The organism is Micromonospora sp. NBC_00421 (genome assembly GCF_036017915.1).
Classification (GTDB): domain Bacteria; phylum Actinomycetota; class Actinomycetes; order Mycobacteriales; family Micromonosporaceae; genus Micromonospora.
This window is the reverse complement of the sequence record NZ_CP107929.1, coordinates 4,447,134-4,467,876: the sequence shown is the minus strand read 5'-3', so window position 1 is coordinate 4,467,876 and position 20,743 is coordinate 4,447,134. Positions and strand designations below refer to the sequence as shown.

Below are 20,743 nucleotides of genomic sequence, written 5' to 3'. Positions count from 1 at the left end.
GTCGCGCCCGCAGCCGTTCTGACAACTGTCAGCAGCAACGGTCGCCGGCCAGCCGCTTCGGTCAAGATCAACCGGGATAGTCGGGATGGAGAGATTCGTATGTCGTCGGTCGGACTGTTCGCCTACGGGTCAGCGGGCGGAAACGCAGGTGTCGACCTGGGTGAGGTGCCGTTCGTCGCAGTGGACGTGGAGACGACAGGGCTGTCGCCGACGTCCGACCGGATCGTGGAGATCGCCCTGGTTCGCGTCGAAGGGGGCCGGGTGGTCGACGAGTGGGCCACGCTCGTCGACCCCGGCCGCGACCCCGGGCCAACCTTCATCCATCACATCACTGCGGACATGCTGTCCGGAGCGCCCACGTTCGCCGACGCGGCGGGTGAGATCCTGTCGAGGCTCGACGGTGCCGTGGCGGTGGCGCACAACGCCCGCTTCGAGGAGGGATTCATCGCGCAGGAGTTCGCCCGGGTCGGCATCAGCACCGCCCCCCTGCCGGCGGTGTGCACCCAGCGGCTGGCCCGACAGGTCCTGGCCGCGCCGAACTTCCAGCTCGTGTCCTGCTGCACCGTGTGCGGTATCGAGTTGCACGACGCCCACACCGCTCTCGGTGACACCCGGGCCACCGCTCAGCTCCTCACCAGGCTCCTGGCGAACGCGCCCGCCCTGCGGTTCCCCTCCGCCCCTGTCCCGCTGCCGCGGTATCCGCGCCTCGCCCAACCCCGTACCCGGGTCACCGGCCTACGCAAGGGCGCGGACGGCTGGATCCATTCGCTGCTGGGGAAACTGCCCTACTCCACCGGCGACGCCGAGCCCGCCGCTACCGAGGCGTACCTCGCTGCCGTCGGGAGCGCGCTCAGCGACGGCAAACTGACCGGTGCCGAAGCCAAGGTGCTGGCGCGACTGGCCGGACAGGCCGGCATGGGCGCCCAGCAGGTACGGGCCCTGCACCACCGCTACCTCGACGGACTGCGGGACGCCGCACTCGCCGATGACATCCTGACCAGCACCGAGTACCGACAGCTCGTTACCGCCGCACGACTGCTCGGGGATCCGGACTACTTCGCGGATCTCTTCGCGCCAGGAGTAGAGACCACGTGCCGTATCCCGGCCGCCAAGCAGAAGGGGCAACGCGTCTGGTGCAGCCCATCCGTGTCCGCCGACGTCCGTGACCGCCTCACCCAGGCCGGCTTCGTCATAGCGTTGAACCTGACCCGCAACGTCGTCACCGCCGTTGTCGCCACCGCTGACCAGGACACCACGAAAGTCGCGCGAGCACGCGAACTCTCCATACCGATCCGCTCCGAACTGGCCCTCGACGACATGCTGGGGACCGTCGCCACGTCTTCCCCGGTATCGCAGCAACCCGCCAGCACAGCCGTCGGCGACGTAGAATTGACCGGGCCCCGTTCCGAGCCGATGCCGGTCGCCGTGGCGCCCGTGCCCACTGAACGAGTGCCGCAGGTCATCGCTGGCTGGTACCTGGACCCGTCGGGGCGGTGGACCTACCGCTTTTGGGACGGCCAACACTGGACCGAGAAGGTCAGCGCCGGGGACGGCCGTACGTGGTCGGACAGCACCGGCCTGCCGCTGTGGTGTACACCCACGACGGATGGCCTGGTCGACGGCCATCAGCCACACACCCTCACGGACCAGATCATGTCGACGCAGAAGATCGACGTCCACACGGCACTGCTTCTGACCGTTCGATGCATCGACGCGGTGGAGAACGACTCACGTACCAACGGATACGGGGTGGCTCCCTGGTACTACGAAAGGGCCGCCATCATCTTCGCCCGGCTGGGCGACTCCGCCGCCGAAGTTGCCGTGCTCGAACGATTCGCCCGACAGAAACATGCTCCCGGGGCCACGCCTGCCAGACTCCTCGATCGCCTTCGCAGGCGGCACCAGGCCACCGCCACTGCACCCAGCAATCATCTTGATGGCGACGCTTGAACCCGGGCCGGCAAGAGTCTTCGGTCCTCGCCGCCGGCGGCGCGTAGGCAGCCGGACTCCCGTGGGAGTGCGTCGATTTCCGTGTATGGGCCTGTGGTGTGATCGAGGTTGTAGACGACGAGGTGGAGGACCTTCATCGCGGCCTGATCGGTCGGGAAGTGCCCGCGCCTGCCGCGTCGGCGACGAGTTCTCCACCGGTTGAGGCTCCCGTGCCGCGCTGTCATCCTGGAGGAGTCGATCAGTAGAGACTCCGCCTGTCGCCGGTTCGGTGATGCTGCTGTTTTGGAGGATGCGGATGGCCGTTACATCGGTTTCGAGAATCGAGAGCGTGCTCGAGGATTGGTATGCGCGAGCCATATGCGGAGCTACAGTATTGGCCGAACGACTACCGATGGGCCCCAATCAAGCTTATTCGACGCACATGCGGCGGGCTCTGGCGCTGAGAATGTGCGCCGTCGTGCAGGACGCGCCACCGTACCGGGCATTGCGTGGCCTCCAGCCGGTTGTCCCGGATAGCTGGGCTGACCGGATGGCGCGGCGCTACGAGTCGCATGGCGGTCTGACGTTGCCGTTCCGAGGCAAGGCTGTCGACTTGCGTCCTGTTGCGGGAAAGTGGGTCGACATAGCTCCGCGACGACCGGTACCAGATCCCCTCGCTTCTATCGGCAGCGCGTCCTCCCATCGACCGCTCGACGATGTCCTGTCTGAGTTGTTGGAGCGGATCCGTCGCTACTTCACCGAGCACTCGACTGTGGGTGTCATCGGGCGCGCCGGCGTCGAGGCGGGACTGTCACGGCTGTGCCTGCTGCTCGCTCGGTTCGAGGCGGGGCTCGTACCCGGGCAGGGTGCAATTGATGGGAGTATCTACCGCAACATCCTGACCGTTGAGGGTATCCACCGAAGCGTCCCCGACGACGAGGTACATGAGCTGGCAGGTCTCGTCGCGAAGCTGCCCAGTGCCCTGGGCGACCTACTGGCCGAGGCGTCGTCGTCGCTTGGCGTGGCCGATCCCGTGTTCGTTGCCGATTGCGCGGAGGGTGACTTGGTCATCGGCGACACCTTGGTCTCGGTAAGCCTCGGCGGCCGGTCCGATATGGCCGACCGGCTCCGCCGCCTCGTCGCGTACGCCTGGCTCGACATCGCCGATGTCTACCGCATCCGCAGGCTCGGGATCTATCTCGCGTCGTCGGGCACCTTGATGACCTGGCCCGTCGCTGACCTTGCCAGCCTGTTGCTGAGTGGTGCCGACCCGGACACCGCCCGCGCCGAGTACCGTGCGCTGACCGTCCCGGCGAGCGAGGCGCACAGGCCGGTCGTGCTGGCTAACGCGACCGTGGAGCACCGGCGAGACTGTGTGATCGTGGCGACGAGCATGCCCGCCCGCGCGGGCGGTGAATCGGCGGGCACTGTCGAGAGGCCAGGTTGGAAGGTGACGCCGAACGGTCCAACCTGCCCGGATCGGAACCTGGCCGAGTTGGCGAGTCCTTTCTGCGTAGGCCTGCCCGACGGCTGGCGCCTCGACTACATCGAGTCCACCGAACCGGCACGAGCAGGCTGGGAGGTCGTCAAACAGAACGGATACAAGGTGTACCGCTCATCGCCAGCTGATGCCGACAGCCTTGCCCTCGTCAGCTTCGTTGCCGCCGGTAAGCCCTTGGCGATGCCGGGAAAGCGACCCACGCAGGCCCAACCGTGCGGTTTCACCGCGTACGGGCCGGAGGTGTGGGACACGGTCGGGGGTACGGACTGGATCTGCTGGGATCTGTGGCTTTGTGTTCTCTGCGTCGCCGATCACGGCGGTGACTGGGATCGTCTGGATGCTGCGGTAACCCATAGGATTTCCGACAGAGCTTTCGGAGAGGCATTGTGGTGTCAGATTCTCGACCTTCGACGGCGCCTCGACGCTTCCGGGTTGAGTGCCGCCGAACTCGTCGGTGATCTGGTTCGCCACCGCAAAACGTTGGCCAAGGCTCGTGCCAAGGTCGTCGAGCACACCGGTGTCAACGACAAGCATCTATCGCCCGCCATGCGCGACCTGCCGAGTGAACGATTCCTACACCGCGCACGCTTCGGCGCCTGGAACCGCTACCCGGTCTCGCCCCAACCCTATTACCAACAACTGGTCGCAGCCGCGCCGTTCGACGTGGAAGACTCAGCGTGGGAATATCGCGACATTGACCCGATATTGCAAGAGTTGGCAATGCTCGATGCCGGAAACAGTGATGACCCGCGTCGACTCCTGGCAGTTCGGCGAGCCGGGCTTACCATCGCCTCACTGCTCCCTCGCGCCTGCAACGACTCCTATGGCGATGTTGGCGAGGCGATCTCTGAGATAGTTCTGCGTTTCAGCCACCTCGACTGGCGTGCCTCCGGCATCGACCCTGCCATATTCTGGCGCGATGTCCTGGAAATATTCACCGATATCGACAACTTTGCCTTGACACCCGATCGCGAGATCGAGCTGATGACCAATCTCGGCGCGCACCTCGATCGGGCGATCCTCGACCAGACTGTCGAGGATCTGCATGCCTCATATATCGCAGATCGGCTTAGCTGGAACGCAGAGACTGTGATGCGGTGGCGACAATTCGCCTCGGCGTCAACGCAGTAGCGGTCCGACAGCCATGCGATGGTGGCCATCGCCGTGCGCACGTCCGCCGCTGCGAGATCGACGCCGAGGGTCAGCGCCGCAACACTCTAGGTGTCGCCCAGGCGGTGAGACATGGCTCGACCGACTGTCGTTGCGGGACGTTCAGTTGCGTGTAGCCCACCGATCGGTGACCGAGAGTGGGCGCTGTCCACGGAGAGGGGGCCAGCGCCAGCTGGCCAGGGGCTGACCGTGCCCCGATGGTCGGCGGCGGGTCATCATCCGCGTGGCGTCTCGTGGGGTGCTCCGTCGGTGCTCCGGCGGGATAGACGAGGCGGGCGCGCGATGGACTGATCCGGGAAGCCGTCCGCTGAAACTGGGGCCTGACCGCGAGCAGATGGACTCACGTCCCTCTGTCGGACCGAATGACTCGACCAAGATCAACCTCTTAATCCGCGGGTTCGGGGTTCGAGTCCCTGGCGGCGCACCATCAAAAAGGTTCTGACCTGGGGTTTCACCCTGGGTCGGAGCCTTTTGGCGTTGCTGTTGGTGGTTCGGTGTCTCGGTGGGTGCTCGGGAGCCGTTGGACCGCTACGGCTTCCGGTGGACGAACGGCATGTGGGTGGACGTCGGAGCCGCCCAGCCTCGCCTATGCGTTCTTCCGGCCGTCGTCTGATGATCTTGCTGCATGCCCGGGTGGTATGGGCACCGGGCCGTCGGTCGACGGATGTGATCGGGTTTGACCCCGGGCTGCTTAATTCCGCGGCTGTTTCTCCTCAGCGAGTGCGGCGGCTGCGTGGAACGCCGTGGTCCAGGGGAAGGTGAGCCGGCGGTCGTTGCCGGTGCCGGGTGGGTGTAGTTCCCAGTTGTGTTCGGGTCCGAGGAGGATGTGTACGCCTTCGTCGCGGAGGCTGGTGACGGCGCGGCGGTAGGGGTGTCGGGTGGCGAGGGCGGTGTTGACGAAGGGGACGATGACTGTGGGTATGTGTCGTCCGATGAGTTCGGCGATGGTGGTCATGGCGTAGTTGTCGGCGAGGCCGAGGGCGATCTTGTTGATCGAGTTGTAGGTCGCGGGTGCGATGACCAGTGCGTCGGTGGTGGGTAGCGGGCGGCGGACGCCCGGGGATGCCCGGTAGTCGGATCGCACGGGTGTGCCGGTCAGTTTTTCGATGGCTGGGATGTCGATGAAGTCCATCGCGTGGGGTGTGGCGGTGACCGTCGTGGTCCAGGACCGTTGGTGTGCGGTGTTGATCAGGGTGGTGACGTCGGGTGCGGGGCCGGCGGCGCAGACGACGATCTGGAGGTGCCCTGCGGTCACCGGGGGATCCCGGCTGTCTGGGTGAAATGCGGTGTCCCGGTCGTCGCGGCGGGCTGCGGCGACGGCACCGCGTAGGACGAGGGCGCCGTACACGGCGACCGCGTCGGTCGACGCGAGGCGGGTGTCCCGGTCGAGCACGCCGGCTGCGGATGCGGCGAGGGTCACGGCCTGGTCGTCGTGGTTGTTGCTCATCAGGGCGTGGGTCATGATCCGTGCGCTCGCGGCGACGGCGACCGGGTCCTGACTCGTCGCGGCGGCGCGGGTGCTCTGCTCTCGGCCGGGAGCCTCGTCATGCCGCCGTATCCTGCCATGATCCGAGGGGAGCCGACCTGTCAACGCCGTCTCCAATCCAGGCCCCGGCTTGGAGGACCCGGCACCTTGGGTTCCCGGGTGCGCCGCGCGTCAGGGCCCTGGATGGAGCCCATCGGCTCATGACAACCACGAAGTTCAGCAACGACCACCAGCGGCGACTGCCGTCACAACGTCCGCACGGTCGAATCCATGGTGGACGCAGCATTCCGATGTCCATGGTTGTCGGATTATCATGTGGCGGAACGGCGAGCCGGTTCCGCGCCGTAGAAACCTCCGAAAGGGCTCGAATGACGGCAATCGCCAACCGCCCGGATAGGGCGGTAGCTGACCTGGAAAACGCCAATATCGCACGGATTTACGATTACTATCTGGGAGGCCTCTACAACTTCGCCATCGACCGGCAGAAAGCGGAGCGCATCAAGCTGACGCTACCCAGCGTCGACCTGCTGGCTCGCGGTAACCGGGACTGGCTGCGCCGATCCGTGCGGTATCTGGTGGCGCAGGGGGTGGAGCAGTTCATCGACATCGCGGCGGGTCTGCCGACTGCCAACAACACGCACGAGGTGGCGCACGCCCTCAACCCCCGCGCGCGGGTGATTTACGTGGACAACGACCCATCGACCGTCATCCACGGCGAGGAAATCCTCGCGAAGGAGCCGCTCGCCGCCATGGCGGAAGCCGATGGGAGGCACCCTGAGCAGGTATGGGCGCACCCAGCAATCCGTGAGTTGATCGATCTGTCTCAGCCGGTGGGGATCATCATGGGTGGGCTGCTCGTGTTCATCTCCGACGAGGATGATCCGAAGGGGCTCATCGCGGCGTACCGGGACGCCCTGGCGCCTGGCAGTTACCTCGCGATCTCCCACCTCACCGCCGACACGGTGGACGCGGAAACAAGAGCGCAGGTAGACCGAATGGTCGCCGCCTACCAAGCCGGGGTCGGTGCGGCCCTGCACGTGCGGGACAAGGCGACGTTCGCGTCCTGGTTCGAAGGTATGGAACTGATTGATCCGGGGGTGACCCTGATGGCGGACTGGCGTCCGGACCCGGGTCTGGACGTGGATGCCCAGACGCCGTCGCGGCAGCTCGGCTACGGCGCGCTCGGCAGGATCACTACGTAGCTGCTGATGAACGGTGTCGAGATCAGCGCCCGTCGACCCGTGCTGCGGAACGACACGGCGCAGCAACGCGGGAAGCCGGTGGTGCGTGGCGCCCCACCGGCAATCGGTGTCGGCGATCTCGTCGTCGAGCCAGACGAATGGCGGCGTACCGCATCAGCGGACGGTCTTCCATCCAATGAGCCTTTCAAGCTGATCTTGCAGCTCGGCGGGTGTGGCGGACCAGGTGATCGACGGGCGCGAGGCTCCAGGTAGGACAGCAGATCGACCAAAGCCCGATGCCCCCGACCGGGAGTGTCGCCATGCTGTCCTACCCGCCACGATCCCGTTGTCCAACCGGACCCTGAACCACCTCGCCGACCGCAGCCGCGCCCACCGCCTGCAGCGCCGATCCCGCTGGCGGCGACTGAACCCAGGCCGACAGGCCCTACTCCTCCTGGCCCATCCGCGCAACGGCGACACCTGCACCCAGAATCTCCCGCAGCATCCTGTGGTGGGGACGGGGTCACCGACGTCCACCATCCGGAGTGCTTCCCGGCGCGGAGCCGGACTCGCCAGGTCCACGGCCACGGGCACGCGTGGCACAGTAGCCGAGCGCCCTGTGCGGCCGACCGTGACGACGCGGAGCGGGCGTTTCGAGGCATGGCGGATATCGGCTGGCGAGGCGTGCGGTCAGCGGGCCATGGTTAGGGCGTGATCGTCATCCAAGGGGTACGCGTGCGGTGGAGCGCGGCATCTGGGTGCACCGGCCTTTGTTCCTTCACCCGGCAACGGCTACCGGAAGGCGTTCGCGTGCCGCTTCGCAGAGCCAGCAATGCACTCTCGGCAGCGACGGTCGAGCTTGACGGACGTCAAAGTAGCTCCGGGCTTCCTGACGCTGTCGAAGCTCTGGTCGTCTCGTCCTGGCGGGAGCTGGCAGGATGGCGGTACGGAAAGCGGCCGTTCGGGGCGAGGAGTAGTCGATGAGTGACTGGAACGACAAGATCATTTCCGAGTTCCGCGCGAACGGTGGACAGGTGGGTGGCCAGTTCGCCGGTGCCCCGCTGCTGCTGTTGCACACCGTCGGTGCCAGGAGCGGTCAGCCCCGGGTGAACCCGATGATGTACCAGGAGGTGGACGGCGGCTACGCCGTGTTCGCTTCCAAGGCCGGTGCGCCCACCAATCCCGACTGGTACCACAACCTGCTCGTCCATCCGCATGTCCGAGCGGAGATCGGTACGGACACGGTCGAGTTGGTCGCCAGGGTCGCCGCCGGGGAGGAGCGGGAAGGGATCTGGGACGCGCAGAAGGCCGCGTACCCGGGTTTCGCCGACTACGAGCGGAAGACCGCCCGCCAGATCCCCGTCGTCGTGCTGGAACCCGCTCCGTAGGTGGAGGCTGGCTCCGCTCCTGTCGTGGACCGCGCGTCGCAGATCACCGGCGGTCGGGGCGGGTAGCGTCAGCGGGACGGAAGCCTGATCGATACGACGGGGGCACGGTCCATGGCACATGTGCGACGCTTCGACCACGTCGGCATCACGGTGGCGGATCTTGATGTCGTGACGGCCTTCTTCGTGGCGCTCGGCCTGGAGGTCGAGGGGAGGGCGTTCGTCGAGGGGGAGTTCCTGGAGACGGTGTGCGGCATTCCCGACTCCCGTACCGAGATCGTCATGTTGAGGTCGCCCGACGGTGGTGCCCGTCTGGAGCTTGCGAGATTCGTCCGGCCGGATGCCGTGCCGGGCTCGCCGGCGGCCATGGCCAACGAGTTGGGATTGCGTAACGTGTCGTTCGAGGTCGACGACGTGCGGGCGGTCGTCGACTGGGCCGCAGGCGAGGGTTACGGACTGGTCGGTGGCATCGGCGAGTACGAGGGCGCGTGGCGGATGGCCTACGTCCGGGGGCCGGAGGGGATCGTCGTCTCGCTGGCCGAGCGGATCGGCTGAGCCGCCCCGCGCCCGGATCGCCCGTACTCGAACAGCATGGTCCCTGGGTGTCGGAGGTCGCGGAGTTCGAGCGCGCGCGTCGTCGGCGCGGGGCCCGGTAGCCCCTGAGGAACCCACGAGCGGCCCGGAGGTGAGGAAGAACCCCCTGCCGCCCGGAAAGCGGTAGCAGGGGGCCGTTCCTCATCGGCAGGGGGTGTCGTTCAGGGAGAAGTTGGTGGGGGTCGCGTTGCTGCCGCTCCACGTGGCCTGGAAGCCGAACGAGACGCTGGCACCGGCCGCGATGGTGCCGTTCCAGCCGGCGTTGCGGATCGTGACGGCGGAGCCGGACTGGGTGTAGGTGGCGCTCCAGAGCGTGGTGATCCGCTGGTCGCCCGGGAACGTGAAGGCCAGGGTCCAGCCGGTGACGGCGGTCGTGGCGGTGTTCTTGACCGTGACGTTGGCGACGAATCCGCCGGGCCATTCCGACTGCTTCTGGTAGGTCACCGCGCAGGTGGGGCCGGGCGGTGAGGTGGTGGGGCCAGGGGGCGAGGTGGTCGGGCCGGTCGGCGGGTCGATCCGGACGTCGTTTGTCGCGATCGACACGTTGCCTGCCGCGTCCCGGGCCCGTACGTAGTAGCGGTTGGGCACGGACGGCGCGAGTGACAGCGTGTGGCTGGTGCCCGGCACGGTGGCCACCAGCGTCGAGACGAAGACACCGTCCCAGCGGTAGACGTTGTAGCCGGTCACTGCGACGTTGTCCGTCGAAGGCGTCCAGTTCAGCGTGGCGGACGTGGCGGTCACGTCGCTGACGGTCAGCGTCCCCGGGGCGCTCGGCGGCACGGTGTCGGGGCCGGCGTCGGTCGCCGGGGTGACGATGGTGAGTGGGTTCGACGACGGTGAACTGTGCCCGCCCGAGTCACTGGCCTGCACGTAGAAGCGATACTGCGTGGCCGGCTTGAGGGTGATCGTGGCCGTGGTGACGTTGCCGACCCGGGCGGTTTCCCCCAGGTCGTAGAACGCCTGGAAGTAACCGATCGTGTATCCGGTGATGTCGCAGCAGCCGGGGACGGCGGCGGTCCAGCTCAGGGTGACCGACGTGGAGGTCACCTGGGTGGCCCTGAGTAGCGTGGGCGGGGCCGGTGGCGCCGGTGTGACGGGCGGGGTCGATGGCGGAACGGTGCTGGCCAGCGTCGACACGGTGTCGGCACCGGCCGCGGGTGTGGTTACCAGACCCACACCCAGCACCGTGACCGGCAGGGTGGCGGCGGCCACCAAGGCCGGCCACAGGCGGCGGAACAGAGAGCCCCCGTACACAGGCTGCTCCTCTCTCGTCAGGCGGTGGCACAGGACGCGCCGTTGAGCGCGAAGCGCGGTGGCGCGGTGTTGCTGGCGATGAACCCGCCGACGGGAGTCTGATCGTGGCCGTGACCACGACGGCCGGCGACATGTGACGGAACAACGAGCCGGGACTCGCGTCCACCATGTATGGACGATGTCGCTACAAATCGATGTACGTCAAGGTGTCGTTCGGTGGTTGGGACGTCCAACGGTGCGGCGTGGGACGGTGGCGACCGGTGTTCCGGGCCGGTGCGGGGGCGGGGCGGACGCTCACATGGTTGACTGGGGTGGAAAACGGACATTGGTGCGAGGAGCCTCCTTCAGGCGGTTCCGGTCCGTGACCGTTTCCGACGTGCCAATGGCGACACAGGAGGCCCGTTTGCAGAACAGCCCGCCGTCAGCTCATTCGCAGCTCGTCCTGCACGAGGTCACCAAGCATTACGCCGAACGGGTCGTCCTGGACCGGGTCTCGCTCTCCGTCAAGCCGGGGGAGAGGGTCGGTGTCATCGGCGAGAACGGGTCGGGGAAGTCGACCCTGCTGCGGCTCGTCGCCGGGTTGGAGACTCCGGACAACGGCGAGCTGACCGTCTCGGCGCCCGGCGGGATCGGCTACCTCGCCCAGCGGCTTCGCCTGCCGGCCGGCGGCAGCGCCGTACGGGACGTGGTGGACCACGCGCTGGCCGACCTGCGCGACCTGGAGGCGCGGTTGCGCGCTGCCGAGGCGGACCTGGCCACCGCCACGCCCGAACAGCTGGACACCTACGGCACGTTGCTCACCGAGTTCGAGGCCCGCGGCGGCTACCAGGCCGACGCCCGGGTGGACGCCGCCCTGCACGGTCTCGGCCTGGCCGAACTCGATCGCGACCGGGACGTCGACACGCTCTCCGGCGGGGAACGGTCCCGGCTCGCGCTCGCGGCGACCCTGGCCGCCGACCCGGAACTGCTGCTGCTCGACGAGCCCACCAACGACCTCGACACCGAGGCCGTGGAGTGGCTGGAGGACCACCTGCGGTCGCACCGGGGCACCGTCGTCGTGGTCACCCACGACCGGATGTTCCTGGAGTCGGTCACCCCCACCATCATCGAGGTCGACACCGACACCCGGGGCGTGCACCGGTACGGCGACGGCTACAGCAGCTACCTCCGGGCGAAGGCCGCTCTCCGGGCGGGCCGGGAGCGCGCGTACGCGGACTGGCTGGCCGAGATCGAGCGACAGTCCCAGCTCGCGGAGCGGGCCGGGACGATGCTCCGGTCGATCTCCCGCAAGGGACCGGCGGCGTTCAGCGGGGCCGGCGCCCACCGCTCCCGTTCCTCGTCGACGGCGACGTCACGGAAGGCCCGCAACGCCAACGAGCGACTGCACCGCCTGCGGGAGAATCCGGTACCGCGCCCCGCCGACCCGTTGCGTTTCACCGCGTCGGTCGCCTCGGACACCATGGACGTCGACACCCGCCGCGTCGAGTTGACCGACGTCCGGGTGGGCCGCCGCCTGCACGTACCCGAGCTGATCATCGGTCCCGCCGAACGGTTGCTGGTCACCGGCCCCAACGGCGCGGGCAAGAGCACGCTGATGCGGGTGCTCGCCGGGGAACTCGTCCCCGACGGCGGGACGGTGCGACTGCCGGCCCGGGTCGGTCACCTGCGCCAGGACGTGACGGTCGGGCAGCCGGGGCGCTCCCTGCTGGAGGCGTACGCGTCGGGTCGGCCGGGGCACCCCGACGAGTACGCGGACGAGCTGCTCGACCTCGGTCTGTTCCGCTCCGAGGACCTGCGCATGCCGGTCGGGGCGCTCTCCGTCGGGCAGCGCCGCCGCATCGACCTGGCCCGGCTGGTCAGCCGCCCGGCCGACCTGCTGCTGTTGGACGAGCCCACCAACCACTTCGCACCCCTGCTCGTGGAGGAGTTGGAGCAGGCGCTGGACGGCTATGCCGGAGCGCTGGTCGTGGTGACGCACGACCGGCGGATGCGGAGCACCTTCATCGGGGCCCGGTTGGACCTGCGCCAGGGCGTGGCCATCGGGGCGGGCCGGGCGTGACGATCCGCCCGGGATCCCCTGGTCACGCCCGGGGCGGTGCGGATCTCACCGGGGAAGGTGCCCAGCGCCGTGGAGGTCGGCCATGATGTCGCGCAGGGCAGCCACCACCGTGTCGACGCCCTCGTCGGGCAGGTGAGGACCGATCGGCAGACTCAGGACCTCCTCGGCCAGCCGCTCGCTGATCGGCAGCGGCCCGGCCCGACGCACGTCCTCGGTGTCCCGGTACGCCCCGGAACGGTGCACCGGGACCGGGTAGTGCACAAGCGTCGCCACCCCGGCGGCGGCCAGCCGGGCCCGCAGCGCCTCGCGGTGCGGGGTGCGTACCACGTACAGGTGCCACGCGGACGTCGCCCAGGGCGCGACGGAGGGCGGGACGAGATCCGGTAGACCGGCCAGCGCCTCCGTGTAACGTCGGGCGACCCGGGCCCGCCGCTCGGTCCACTCGTCGAGGCGGGGCAGCTTGGCCCGCAGCACCGCGGCCTGGAACTCGTCCAGCCGCGAGTTGTAGCCCTGCACCTGGTGGTCGTACTTCCGGACCGAGCCGTAGTTACGCAGCAGCCGGACCCGCTCGGCGACCCGGTGGTCGTCGGTGACGACGGCCCCACCGTCGCCGAGCGCGCCGAGGTTCTTCGCCGGATAGAAGCTGAAGGCGACGACGCCGCCGGCACCGACGGGCCGTCCCCGGTAGGCGGCACCGTGCGCCTGCGCCGCGTCCTCCACCACGGGTACGCCGTGCCGGTCGGCGACCGCCCGTACCGGGTCCAGGTCGACCGGGTGCCCGTACAGGTGCACGACGAGGACCGCCTTGACCCTGGGGGTGAACGCCGCGGCCAATCTGTCCGGGCAGATGCCGTAGGTGCGTTCGTCGGGCTCCACCGGCACCGGCCGGGCCCCGGTGGCCGAGACCGCCAGCCAGGTCGCGATGAACGTGTGCGCCGGCACGATCACCTCGTCGCCGGGGCCGACGTCCAGCGCCCGCAGGGCCAGCACCAGGGCGTCCAGTCCGTTGCCCACCCCGACGCAGTGGCGCGCCGAGCAGTACGCGGCGAACTCCGCCTCGAACGCGTCCAGTTCCGGCCCGAGCAGGTACCAGCCGGAGGCGGACACCCGGGCGTACGCGGCGTCCAGGTCGGCCCGTACCTCGTCGTTGCCGGCGTTCAGATCCAGGAAGGGAACGACTGCCCTCACCTCGGATGCTGTCCGTCGCGCACTACCTGGACGGGGAGTCGTCGTGCGGTGAGCTGGTCGGCGTCGTAGAACTCGACCCCGTCATGGTCGATCCGGAACTCGGTGAACTGGTCGAGTGTCTGGTTGAGGAAGACCTTCGCCTCCAGCCGTGCCAGGAACGCGCCCAGGCAGTGGTGGATGCCGTGGCCGAACGCCAGGTGCTTGTTGGACTCGCGTCGGATGTCGAAGGCGTCCGGGTCCGTGAACACCTCGGTGTCGCGGTTCGCGGAGGCGATCCAGGCGATGACCATCTGGCCCTTGCGCATGGGGTGGCCGAAGATGTCGGTGTCCTCGTTCAGAATTCGGAAGATGCAGTTGAACGGGGACCGGTAGCGCAGCGTCTCCTCGATGACGGCCGGCACGAGACTGCGGTCCGCGCGTGCCGCCGCCTGTGCCTCCGGGTGCTCCTCCAGCACCAGGAACAGGTTGCTGAGCAGCGTGGCGCTGGAGATGTGCCCGGCGGTGAGCAGCAGCGCGACGATGTTGACGACTTCCTCGTCGGTCAGCTTACGCCCGTCGACCTCCGCCTCACAGAGGCCGCTGATCAGGTCGTCCTTCGGTGCGGCACGCTTCTGGGCGATCTGCGCGTACAGGAACTCGGACCACTCCTCGATGGCCGGCCCCACCGTCTCGGTGAAGTCGTCGGGCAGGTTGGGGTACTCCAGGCCCTCGTTGCTGAGGATGATGTCCACCCAGTCGCGGAACTTCTCGTGGTCCTCGGTCGGAATGCCGAGCAACTCGGCGATGACCGTCACCGGTAGCGGGTACGCGAGGTCGCTGGCGATGTCGATCGTGTCCTGGTCGCGTACCCGGTCCAGCACGTCGGCGGTGATCTGCCCGATCCGCAGCTCCAGTTGGGCGATCCGGCGGGGGGTGAAGGCCTGGCTCACCAGCTTGCGTAGCGGCGCGTGCCGCGGTGGGTCGATGCCGCCGATGGTGCCGGGGCCCATCAGCAGGGCCAGCTCCGACGGTACGGGAAAGACCGAGGTGAAGTCCGAGGAGAAGATCAGCGGGTTCGTGGTGACGGTCTGGTAGTCCCGGTAGGAGAACACGTGCCAGGCCTGGCGGGTCTCGTCCCAGGACACGGGCCAGTTCTTCCGCATGTACGCGAACCAGTCCAACAGCCCCTGGGCGTCAGCGCCCTTGGGCAGGTCGATCGGTCCCGCCGGAGCGTTCGGGGTCTGCGTCATGGCGTGCTCATCTCCTCGGTGGGCTCGGCCGTCGGGCCGGAGGGAAAGAGAACCTTGGTTCGCGAGGGTGACGCGGAATCGGAACTGCTGTGGAGATCACGAGGTGCGGGACGTGTCGTCGTGGACTCGGCATCGTGCCGGGCGGCGAGTCCGGGCTGTGGTGGCGGGCGGGGCGTGCCGTGATTCGCTCGGGCGTCGTAAGTTTCGGTCCCAGTCGTGACGGCCGCAAGACTGGACCTGACATAGTGCCATCTACAACGCTCGGGCCACCCCTTTTATTGGTCGATCACGGTCATTGTTGGCAATGCTCGGACCGGTTTCTGGTCGAGACCTGACATAGTCTTCTGCGGCTTCGTGACAATGGTCATCGATCGGTGTTGGCTGAATCAGTGAAAGGGGCGCGCTGTTTGAGGGTGGCGTTGTCAAGATCAATTCCTGGACCCTGACCTTGATCAATGCAAAAGTGCACCCCTGCCTGGAGGAGAGCTGCCATGGAGCACCCAGTAACGGCCGGTTCCAGCAGGTCCTACCCCTTCAGTGACCGCACCGACCTGGATATCGATCCCACCTATGGCGAACTGCGCGTAAAAGAGCCGGTCGCCCGTGTCCGGATGCCCTACGGCGGGGATGCCTGGCTGGTCACCCGGCACGCCGACGTCAGGAAGGGACTCTCCGACCCCCGGCTCAGCATCGCCGCCGGCGCCGGGCGGGACGTACCCCGTGCCTCTCCCCGTCTCCAGGAACCCGACGGGCTGATGGGCCTACCCCCCGACGCGCACGCCCGCCTGCGCAGACTCGTCGCCACGGCGTTCACGCCGAAGCGCGTACGGGACATCGCCCCGCGCGTCGTCCAACTCGCCGACCAGATCCTCGACGACATGGTCGAGACCGGGCCGCCGGCCGACCTCGTGCAGCAGCTCGCGCTCCCCCTGCCGGTGATGATCATCTGCGACATGATGGGCATCGGGTACGACGAGCAGCACCTGTTCCGTGCCTTCAGCGACGCCCTGATGTCCTCCACCCGATACACGGCCGACCAGGTCGACCGCGCGGTACAGGATTTCGTCGAGTACCTGGGCGGCCTCCTTGCACAGCGTCGCGCGCACCGCACCGACGACCTTCTCGGTGCCCTGGTCGAGGCGCGGGACGACGGTGACCGGCTCACCGAGGAGGAACTCGTCATGCTCACCGGCGGGCTGCTCGTCGGTGGGCACGAGACCACCGCCAGCCAGATCGCCTCGCAGGTCTTCCTCCTGCTGCGCGACCGCACCCGGTATGCGCAACTCCACGCCCGCCCGGAGCTGATCCCCACGGCAGTCGAGGAACTGCTGCGGGCGGCCCCGCTCTGGGCCTCGGTCGGCCCCACCCGTATCGCCACCGAGGACCTGGAACTGAACGGGACGACCATCCGGGCCGGCGACGCCGTCGTCTTCTCACTGGCCTCCGCCAACCAGGATGACGACGCTTTCGCGAAGGCCGCCGACATCGTGCTCGACCGTGACCCGAACCCGCACATCGCGTTCGGGCACGGGCCCCATTACTGCATCGGGGCGGCACTGGCCAGATGGGAGATACAGGCCGCCGTCGGTGCCTTGGTCAGGCGACTTCCCGGTCTCCGCCTGGCCGTCGAGGAAAGCGAACTCGAATGGAACCGCGGAATGATGGTACGCAGCCTCGTGGCCCTGCCGGTGACGTGGTGACCCGGCCTGGGCGCCGGATCAGGTGACGATCGGGTCAACGCACCGGCACGGCCGGCCCGGAGCTGACGCCGGCCCGGTGGAACCGAAACCCGTCGTCGTACGTGCCCGCCGGGACAACGCGAGTTGTGGGCGGAGACGCAGGCAGCGCAGCGTAGCCGTCCGGTCGGGCCGGGAGTGTGCTTCCGAGCATCGTTTCTTTCGAACCCAGGAGACGTCATGACCGAGCAAGGTGACGTGTTGCGGCACAGCGACATCGCCGTCATCGGAATGTCCTGCCGCCTTCCTGACGCACCGGGAATCGACGAGTTCTGGGAGTTGCTGTGCGGCGGTCGGAGCGCGGTCGACCGCCAGTCCGACGGCAGCTGGCGGGCGGTGGTGGAGGGAAAGGGCGAATCCGACGCAGCGTTCTTCGGGATGTCCCCGCGCCAGGCGGCCGCCGTAGACCCGCAACAGCGCCTGATGCTCGAACTCGGCTGGGAGGCCCTGGAGCACGCCCGCATCCGACCGACCGACCTCAGGGGCTCCGACACCGGCGTCTTCGTGGGGCTCACCGCCGACGACTACGCCACCCTGCTGCACCGCTCCGGAACGCCGATCGGCAGCCACACCGCGACCGGCCTGAACCGTAGCCTCACGGCGAACCGCCTGTCTTACCTGCTGGGTCTGCGTGGCCCCAGCTTCACCGTCGACTCGGCGCAGTCGTCCTCGCTGGTCGCCGTCCACCTGGCGTGCGAAAGCCTGCTGCGGGGCGAGAGCGCGGTCGCCGTCGTCGGCGGGGTGAGTCTCATCCTGGCCGACGAGAGCACCGCCGGCATGGCACGCATGGGCGCACTGTCCCCTGACGGACGCTGCTTCACCTTCGACGCCCGGGCCAACGGCTACGTCCGTGGTGAGGGTGGTGTGGCCCTGGTCCTCAAGCCGCTGGCCCACGCGGTCGAGGACGGCGACCGGGTGCACTGCGTCATCCGGGGCGGCGCCGTCAACAACGACGGCGGTGGCCCCGGCCTTACCCATCCCGACCGGGAGGCACAGGAGACCCTGCTGCGCCGGGCGTACGAGCGGGCGGGGGTGCCCCCCCGACACGTGGACTACGTCGAGCTGCACGGCACCGGGACGAGGGTCGGCGACCCCGTCGAGGCGGCGGCCCTCGGAGCGGTGCTGGGTGCCGGCCGCGACTGCGACAACCCCCTCGCGGTCGGATCGGTCAAGACCAACATCGGTCACCTGGAGGGTGCCGCCGGCATCACCGGCCTGCTGAAGGTCGTGCTGTGCGTACGCGAGGGAGTGTTGCCGCCGAGCCTCAATTTCCGTACGCCGAACCCGGACATCCCCCTCGACGAGCTGAACCTGCGGGTCCACACGGAACTGCAACCGTGGCCGGGCCACGCGACGGACCGCCCGCGTACTGCCGGGGTGAGTTCCTTCGGCATGGGCGGTACGAATGCCCATCTGATTGTCGAACAGGCTCCCGTGATGGTGGAGAAGCCGGCTGTCGGTGTGGGTGATCGAGGTTTGTCGGTGGTGCCGGTGGTGGTGTCGGGGCGGTCGGTGGGGGCGTTGCGGGCGCAGGCGGCGCGGTTGCGTGAGGTGTGTGCGGGTCTTACCAGCGACGATGCCGGCCCTGGTGCGGGCGCTGGTGCCGGGTCTGGTGCCGGGTCTGGTGCGGGGTTGGTGGATGTGGGTTGGTCGTTGGTGTCGTCGCGGTCGGTGTTTGAGCATCGTGCGGTGGTGTTGGGTCGGGATGTCGCGGAGGTTGTGGCGGGCTTGGATGTGGTGGCGTCTGGTGTGGCGGTGCCGGTTTCCGGGACGTCGGGTTCGGTTTCGGGTTTGGTGTCGGGTGTGGTGGGGGGTTCGGGCGTGGTGGTGGGTTCGGTGGGTTCGGGTTCGGGTTCGGGTGGTGGTGGTGGTGGGGTGGTGTTTGTGTTTCCGGGGCAGGGGTGGCAGTGGGTGGGGATGGGTGCGGTGTTGTGGGGGGAGTCGGAGGTGTTTGCGGCGTCGATGGTGGAGTGTGGGCGGGCGTTGGCGGGGTTTGTGGATTGGGATTTGCGTGAGGTGGTGTGTGGTGTGGGGGGTGGGGGTTGGGGGGTCGGGTTGATGTGGTGCAGCCGGTGTCGTGGGCGGTGATGGTGTCTTTGGGGCGGTTGTGGATGTCGTTGGGTGTGGTGCCGGATGCGGTGGTGGGGCATTCGCAGGGTGAGGTGGCGGCTGCGGTGGTGGGGGGTGTGTTGTCGGTGGTTGATGGTGCGCGGGTGGTGGTGGTGCGGTCGCGGGTGGTTGGTGAGGTGCTTGCTGGTCGGGGTGCGATGGTGTCGGTGGGGTTGTCGGTGGGTGTTGTGGAGGGTCGGTTGGTGGGGTGGGGTGGGCGGTTGGGTGTGGCGGCGGTGAATGGTCCGTCGTCGGTGGTGGTGTCGGGGGATGTGGAGGGTGTGGAGGGGTTTGTTGGTGAGTGTGAGCGGGATGGGGTGTGGGTGCGGCGGGTGGCGGTGGATTATGCGTCGCATTCGGTGCATGTGGAGGCGGTGGAGGCGCGGTTGGGGGTGTTGCTTGAGGGGTTGTGTCCTGTTTCGGGGGTGGTGCCGTTTTATTCGTCGGTGTCGGGTGGGTTGGTGGATGGGGCGGGTTTGGATGGTGGGTATTGGTATCGGAATTTGCGGGAGCGGGTGTTGTTTTCTGACACGGTGAGCCGGTTGGTGGGTGATGGGTTCTCCAGGTTTGTCGAGTGCTCTGCTCATCCGGTGTTGGTGGGTGGGGTATTGGATTCGGTGGCTGCGGTGGACCCGGCGTTGCGGCCGGTGGTGGTGGGGTCGTTGCGGCGGGGTGAGGGTGGTTGGGATCGGTTCTTGCGGTCGGTGGGTGAGGGGTTCGTCGGTGGGGTGGGGGTGGATTGGGCGAGTGTGTTTGCGGGTTCGGGTGCGCGGGTGGTGGATCTGCCGACGTATCCGTTCCAACGACGCCACTACTGGGCACCGAACACCGACGGCGTACCTGCTCCCGTCCTGGACGACCACGCAGAGCGGGAGCACGAACCAGCCGAATCAGAGTCGGGGCTTCGCGCCGAACTGCTGACGTTGGCCGAGCCCGAGCAGCTGATTCGACTGCTGGCCGTTGTCCGCGCCGGCACCGCCGTCGTCCTGGGACTCGACTCGGCCCAGGCGGTCGATCCGGAGCGCACCTTCAAGGAACAGGGATTCGAGTCTGTCACTGCGGTCGAGCTGTGTGGCCATCTGAGCCACAGCACCGGAATCCGGGTGCCAGCCTCGCTTGTCTACAACCATCCCACTCCGATGGCCGTTGCCCGGAAACTGCAGGACGAACTCCATGGCCGACAGCCGGAGCAGGTTCGGCAGGTCACTTCGGTTGCTGTTGTGGATGATCCGGTGGTGGTGGTGGGGATGGGGTGTCGTTTTCCGGGTGGTGTGGTGTCGGCGGAGGGTTTGTGGGATTTGGTGGTGGGGGGTGGGGATGCGGTGTCGGGGTTTCCGGTGGATCGGGGTTGGGATGTGGAGGGGTTGTTTGATCCGGTGCGGGGGGTGGTGGGGAAGTCGTATGTGCGGGAGGGGGGGTTTGTGTATGAGGCGGGGATGTTCGATGCGGAGTTCTTTGGTATTTCGCCGCGTGAGGCGGTGGCGATGGATCCGCAGCAGCGGTTGTTGTTGGAGGTGTCGTGGGAGGCGTTGGAACGCGCGGGGATTGATCCGGTGGGTTTGCGGGGCAGCCGGACGGGTGTGTATGTGGGGGTGATGGGTCAGGAGTATGGGCCGCGGTTGGTGGAGTCGGGGGGTGGGTTTGAGGGTTATTTGTTGACGGGGACGTCGCCGAGTGTGGTGTCGGGTCGTGTGTCGTATGTGTTGGGGTTGGAGGGTCCGTCGATTTCGGTGGATACGGCGTGTTCGTCGTCGTTGGTGGCGTTGCATTTGGCGTGTCAGGGGTTGCGGTTGGGTGAGTGTGATGTGGCGTTGGCGGGTGGGGTGACGGTGATTGCGGCGCCGGGGTTGTTTGTGGAGTTTTCTCGGCAGGGTGGGTTGTCGGGTGATGGGCGGTGTCGGGCGTTTGCGGGTGGTGCGGAT

12 protein-coding genes and 3 pseudogenes are annotated in these 20,743 nt (G+C 67.9%); 10 read left to right on the top strand and 5 right to left on the bottom strand.

What is annotated here, in order from left to right:
• Positions 1-99 precede the first annotated feature (99 nt).
• Positions 100-1,950: an exonuclease domain-containing protein gene (locus OHQ87_RS18420; RefSeq protein ID WP_328339443.1), complete on the top strand. Its 1,851-nt coding sequence runs from the start codon at positions 100-102 to the stop codon at positions 1,948-1,950.
• Between the two features lie 709 nt (positions 1,951-2,659).
• A complete protein-coding gene (locus OHQ87_RS18415) occupies positions 2,660-4,561 on the top strand; it encodes a hypothetical protein (protein WP_328339441.1) in 1,902 nt (633 codons plus the stop codon).
• Between the two features lie 730 nt (positions 4,562-5,291).
• Here the strand turns inward: OHQ87_RS18415 and OHQ87_RS18410 are convergent.
• Both OHQ87_RS18410 and OHQ87_RS18405 read right to left on the bottom strand, forming a co-directional pair.
• Complete coding sequence (locus tag OHQ87_RS18410; RefSeq protein ID WP_328348907.1) at positions 5,292-5,855, bottom strand: flavoprotein; 564 nt, start codon at positions 5,853-5,855, stop codon at positions 5,292-5,294.
• A gap of 27 nt (positions 5,856-5,882) precedes the next feature.
• Positions 5,883-6,128, bottom strand: a pseudogene (locus OHQ87_RS18405) (hypothetical protein); the annotation flags it as partial.
• A 158-nt stretch (positions 6,129-6,286) separates the two neighbouring features.
• Between OHQ87_RS18405 and OHQ87_RS18400 the strand changes: the two are divergent.
• The 4 genes and pseudogenes from OHQ87_RS18400 (at position 6,287) to OHQ87_RS18385 (ending at position 9,207) form a co-directional block, all read left to right on the top strand.
• Positions 6,287-7,288, top strand: coding sequence for an SAM-dependent methyltransferase (locus OHQ87_RS18400; RefSeq protein WP_328339439.1), 1,002 nt, complete (start codon positions 6,287-6,289; stop codon positions 7,286-7,288).
• A 319-nt stretch (positions 7,289-7,607) separates the two neighbouring features.
• Positions 7,608-7,757 (top strand): annotated as a pseudogene (locus OHQ87_RS18395) (IS5/IS1182 family transposase); the annotation flags it as partial.
• A gap of 490 nt (positions 7,758-8,247) precedes the next feature.
• A complete protein-coding gene (locus OHQ87_RS18390) occupies positions 8,248-8,655 on the top strand; it encodes a nitroreductase family deazaflavin-dependent oxidoreductase (RefSeq protein ID WP_328339437.1) in 408 nt (135 codons plus the stop codon).
• Positions 8,656-8,766: 111 nt separating this feature from the next.
• The gene (locus tag OHQ87_RS18385; RefSeq protein ID WP_088643425.1) at positions 8,767-9,207 is read left to right on the top strand and encodes a VOC family protein; all 441 of its coding nucleotides are present in this window, start codon (positions 8,767-8,769) and stop codon (positions 9,205-9,207) included.
• Between the two features lie 180 nt (positions 9,208-9,387).
• Here the strand turns inward: OHQ87_RS18385 and OHQ87_RS18380 are convergent, their stop codons facing one another.
• Positions 9,388-10,500 (bottom strand): cellulose binding domain-containing protein, encoded by a 1,113-nt coding sequence (locus tag OHQ87_RS18380; protein WP_328339431.1) that lies wholly within the window; start codon positions 10,498-10,500, stop codon positions 9,388-9,390.
• Positions 10,501-10,882: 382 nt separating this feature from the next.
• Here OHQ87_RS18380 and abc-f point away from each other — a divergent pair, with 382 nt between their 5' ends.
• Positions 10,883-12,559 (top strand): ribosomal protection-like ABC-F family protein, encoded by a 1,677-nt coding sequence (gene abc-f / locus OHQ87_RS18375; protein WP_328348906.1) that lies wholly within the window; start codon positions 10,883-10,885, stop codon positions 12,557-12,559.
• A gap of 45 nt (positions 12,560-12,604) precedes the next feature.
• On the opposite strand, the gene OHQ87_RS18370 is transcribed toward abc-f, so the two are convergent.
• Both OHQ87_RS18370 and OHQ87_RS18365 read right to left on the bottom strand, forming a co-directional pair.
• A complete protein-coding gene (locus OHQ87_RS18370; protein WP_328339430.1) occupies positions 12,605-13,747 on the bottom strand; it encodes a DegT/DnrJ/EryC1/StrS family aminotransferase in 1,143 nt (380 codons plus the stop codon).
• Complete coding sequence (locus tag OHQ87_RS18365; protein ID WP_328339428.1) at positions 13,744-14,976, bottom strand: cytochrome P450; 1,233 nt, start codon at positions 14,974-14,976, stop codon at positions 13,744-13,746. The genes OHQ87_RS18370 and OHQ87_RS18365 overlap by 4 nt, the downstream gene beginning before the upstream one ends.
• Positions 14,977-15,467: 491 nt before the next feature.
• On the opposite strand from OHQ87_RS18365, the gene OHQ87_RS18360 reads away from it, so the two are divergent.
• From OHQ87_RS18360 to OHQ87_RS31415, 3 genes and pseudogenes are all read left to right on the top strand, one after another.
• On the top strand, positions 15,468-16,676 hold the full coding sequence (locus OHQ87_RS18360) for a cytochrome P450 (RefSeq protein WP_328339426.1): 1,209 nt from the start codon (positions 15,468-15,470) through the stop codon (positions 16,674-16,676).
• 216 nt (positions 16,677-16,892) lie between these two features.
• Positions 16,893-18,800, top strand: coding sequence for a type I polyketide synthase (locus OHQ87_RS18355; RefSeq protein WP_328339424.1), 1,908 nt, complete (start codon positions 16,893-16,895; stop codon positions 18,798-18,800).
• Positions 18,800-20,737 (top strand): annotated as a pseudogene (locus tag OHQ87_RS31415) (beta-ketoacyl synthase N-terminal-like domain-containing protein); the annotation flags it as partial. The gene OHQ87_RS18355 and the pseudogene OHQ87_RS31415, both read left to right, overlap by 1 nt.
• Positions 20,738-20,743 lie beyond the last annotated feature (6 nt).